The sequence below is a fragment of the Dictyobacter arantiisoli genome, assembly GCF_008326305.1.
Lineage (GTDB): Bacteria > Chloroflexota > Ktedonobacteria > Ktedonobacterales > Ktedonobacteraceae > Dictyobacter > Dictyobacter arantiisoli.
The window spans coordinates 1-3,810 of record NZ_BIXY01000184.1 but is presented as its reverse complement, the minus strand read 5'-3'; the positions used below and the strand labels follow the sequence as shown (position 1 = coordinate 3,810).

At 48.1% G+C, this 3,810-nt stretch carries 3 protein-coding genes and 1 rRNA gene; 3 read left to right on the top strand and 1 reads right to left on the bottom strand.

Annotated features, from left to right (window positions below):
* Positions 1–140 precede the first annotated feature (140 nt).
* The 3 genes from F1593_RS27500 to queG are packed head-to-tail and all read left to right on the top strand — an operon-like array spanning position 141 to position 3,395.
* A complete protein-coding gene (locus F1593_RS27500; RefSeq protein WP_149404747.1) occupies positions 141–1,181 on the top strand; it encodes an ABC transporter ATP-binding protein in 1,041 nt (346 codons plus the stop codon).
* Positions 1,181–2,089, top strand: coding sequence for an ABC transporter permease (locus F1593_RS27495; RefSeq protein ID WP_149404746.1), 909 nt, complete (start codon positions 1,181–1,183; stop codon positions 2,087–2,089). The genes F1593_RS27500 and F1593_RS27495 overlap by 1 nt, the downstream gene beginning before the upstream one ends.
* A 58-nt stretch (positions 2,090–2,147) precedes the next feature.
* Positions 2,148–3,395 carry a tRNA epoxyqueuosine(34) reductase QueG gene (gene queG, locus F1593_RS29170; protein ID WP_149404745.1) on the top strand — a complete coding sequence of 416 codons (1,248 nt, stop codon included), beginning with the start codon at positions 2,148–2,150 and terminating at the stop codon, positions 3,393–3,395.
* Between the two features lie 207 nt (positions 3,396–3,602).
* Here the strand turns inward: queG and F1593_RS27485 are convergent.
* Positions 3,603–3,810 (bottom strand): 23S ribosomal RNA (locus F1593_RS27485); the annotation flags it as partial.

Genomic DNA, 3,810 nt, shown 5'->3' with positions numbered 1-3,810 from the left:
TGCAGAAAAAGTTCTCTGAACTTTTTCTGCACCACACACTAAAAAGTGGTTTGAGCACCATCGGTGCGAAAACTTATGCGCCAGGATAGCGAAGACCATGGAAATCAAACACTTTGTAACAGAGAGAGAGGAATTCGTCTGTGAGCGATATTCTACCATCATATGACGGCCCGGCAGTCATCAGTACTCAGCGGCTAACAAAAGCCTTTGGGAAGCTTGTGGCGGTAAACGATTTAAATTTACAAGTCATGCAGGGAGATGTATTTGGTTTCCTGGGCCCCAATGGTTCAGGAAAAACAACCACCATCCGTATGCTGCTGGGATTAATTCATCCTACTGCTGGTCGGTCAATGCTCTTTGGTATGGATACGACCTCCTACTTACCTGCTATTTTACAGCGCATCGGGGCCATCGTAGAAACGCCTACCTTTTATCCTTACCTTTCAGGCATCGATAACTTACGCGCCCTGGCCGCAAATTCCGGTATGGTATCAGGATCAGCGAATAACCGCCGCTATGAGGAGGTGCTGGATATTGTTGAATTGCGGAACTATCAAAAGCTCGCCTATCGCGCATATTCACTGGGCATGAAGCAGCGCCTTGGCATCGCCGCCGCCTTACTGGCTGATCCAGAATTGGTTATGCTCGATGAGCCGACAAATGGCCTCGATCCAGCCGGTGTGATCGAAATCCGGACGTTGATTCAACGCCTGGCAAGCCTGGGGAAAACTATTTTTCTTTCCAGCCATATCTTATCTGAGGTGCAGCAGGTATGCAATCGTGTAGCTATTCTACAAAAAGGAAATCTAGTAAAACAGGGAGCGGTGAAGGATTTATTGCGCGAAAAAGAACAAATTGAGATTCGTATGAACCATGTTGAAGAGCTAGAGGCTGCTTACGCATGGTTGAGTCAGCTCAAAAAACAGGATACGCACTGGATTGGTCAACTTACTCTTGCACAGAATGCTCAACAGCAAGCGATTCTCCTTGTCGACGCGCCCGCCGCACGCTCAGCGGAACTGAATAAACTACTGGCACAACGTGAGCTATTTGCCGCGGAACTGCATTCACATGAGGGAAGTCTGGAGGCTGTTTATTTACAAGCGACCTCTCTCAGCAATTCTATAACATCCGCTCGTGTATCGGCTGCCAACACGTCGAGCGTCACAGGAACATTTTGATGAGTAAACTATCAACCAAACCAGGCGAACAACAGAGAACAATGCCAGCGCGCAATGCCACTGTTGTGATGGGCAACCAGGATTTTATGAGCGTGCTCGGGCGCTCAATTGTGGGTGAATTATATAAAATTCGTCGCAGAGCGATGTCAAAAATACTCAGCACTATCGCGATTGCCATAATCTTACTGGTGCTCTTCAGTACCTTCTCAACCAGCTCTCATACCTTGCCAACGGCACTCAGTACGGCACTGGCAACCATAAATTTTATGGGGCCAATCCTCTTTATTATTCTGGCAGGTTCTGTGGTTGGAGGCGAATATTCAGAAGGAACCATTCGTTTGATGCTCACACGCGGACCAACGCGTCTGCAATATCTCTGTGCCAAACTGGGGGCCATACTCATTTGCATAGTACTAACAGTGGTCACATTGATCCTCCTTGCTATAATAGTGTGGATGCTTTTATCTTTACCAGCAGGGATCTACAGGGATGCAAGCGTACTTAGCAACTATTGGCCGTTGCGTATGGGACTGTATCTGCTAGTAACTATCCTGAATCTGTTCATTTATAGTGTACTGGCAGCCTGCCTTGCAACGTGGGGTAAGGCCAGTGGAGTTGGGATAACCGGCATACTGATCTGGTGGTTTCTTGAGAACATCCTGAGCAGTGTGATAAATCTGATTGGCAATAGTATCCATAATGCATTTGGGACGTTCGTGTCAAAGCTACCCGATTACTTTATTGGGAATAATTTAGCCGCCTTGCGCGCCAATCAACAAAGTGCGCTCTTTGGAGGAGCCCCCGCGACGATTTCTGATCTCCAGGCGGGAATAGTGGTAGCAGTTTATCTGATAGCTACAGCCAGCATTTCCTGGTGGATTCTGAAAAACCGCGATATTACAAATTAGCGTTTAAGTCCGGAAGGTTTGCTTCCGGCATGCCACTGGATGAAAATGGTCAAACCCTATGATGCTTGATGTTGAGAAAATTAAAGAATTTGCTTATTCCCTTGGCTTTACAACCGCGCGCATTACCAGTGCCGCAGCCTTCCCTGAAGCGAAACAAGTGATCCAGGAGAGAATTGCTCGTGGTCTGCTGGATGGCCTGCCCTGGTTTACCGCTGAGAGAGCGGAAGTCTCGTGCCAGCCGGATGCGCTCTTGCCCGAAGCCAGATCAATTATTACACTGGCAATGTGCTATCTGACCGAACAGCCAGAGGAGCCGGATGATACAACGCCACATGGACGTATCTCACGCTACGCCTGGGGGGATGATTATCATGACATTATCAAACCAAAGTTGAAGCAATTTGCTACCTGGCTCAGTGAATATGCCGGTTCTAGCCAGGAAGGTGAGTTTGAAGCCCGCTTATTTGTGGATACCGGACGCATGGTTGATCGCGCAGTTGCACAGCGTGCGGGTCTGGGCTGGTATGGCAAAAACACAAATATTCTGACCAAGGGTTGGGGGTCATGGGTTTTTCTGGCCGAAATTGTCACGAATCTGGCATTACTCGTCGATGAACCGCTGCAAACAAACTGCGGCTCCTGCGAAATTTGCCTGCATGCCTGTCCTACTGGAGCCCTTCCAAATCCCTATGAGCTCGATAGTACACGTTGTATTTCTTTTCTCACCATTGAGTTACGCGGTAGTATTCCAGTGGAGTTGCGTCCATTGATGGGAAATCTTATCTTTGGCTGTGACATTTGCCAGGAGGTTTGCCCGGTAAATAAGCTGGCGGAGAAGCGTCTGGGATTGCGACAGGCAGATGGAACACCAATTGTTCCACTACAGAGCATCAAAAAAAGGGAAGTGAGTGCGCAACAACAAATAATCTCTTTACCTCGCTTTCAACCTCAAACTGAATTTCTTATGCGTCCTACTATAGGAAGTAATCCTGACCTGATAGAGCTTCTCTCTATTACAGAAGAGGATTTTCGCGAACGTTTTCGCCGTAGTCCAATCAAACGAACAAAGCGACGTGGCTTATTGCGTAATGTCTGTGTTGCGTTGGGCAATAGTAATGATCGCCGGGCTATCCCCGCTCTGATCAAGGCATTGCACGATGAGGAAATGTTGATCCGTGGTCACGCAGCCTGGGCGCTAGGTCGGCTTGGCGGACCAGAAGCCAGAATGGCGCTACAAGAGGCACTGCAAGTCGAAGCCGATACGGAAGTTCAGCAAGAGATACGTTATGCTCTGGCTATGTTCTAATTCGCCACATTGACCCATTGAAGATGGATATATTCCCTTATATCTTTAGACACAAAAACACCATCGAGAATATTCTCAATGGTGAAAATTACACTTGCAACTAAAAGATATATCATTTCCTCAATTTTGCCGAGCGCTTTCCTGTCAGCTTCATTGAAGCAGACGACGCGCCATCCATTGTAGAGCCACGATGAAGATACAAATGTGTGAAACAAGCCGTACGATCATTAGGGCGGCTTCGCTGCACCTGTTACCAGGCTTGCACGTGCCGTCTATCAACCAGGTGTTCTGCCTGGGATCTTGATCTCACGAAGAGATGGGAAAACTTATCTTGGGTGCGGCTTCGCGCTTAGATGCCTTCAGCGCTTATCCCTTCTCGACATAGCTATCCAGCTCTGGCCCGGGCGGGCCAACT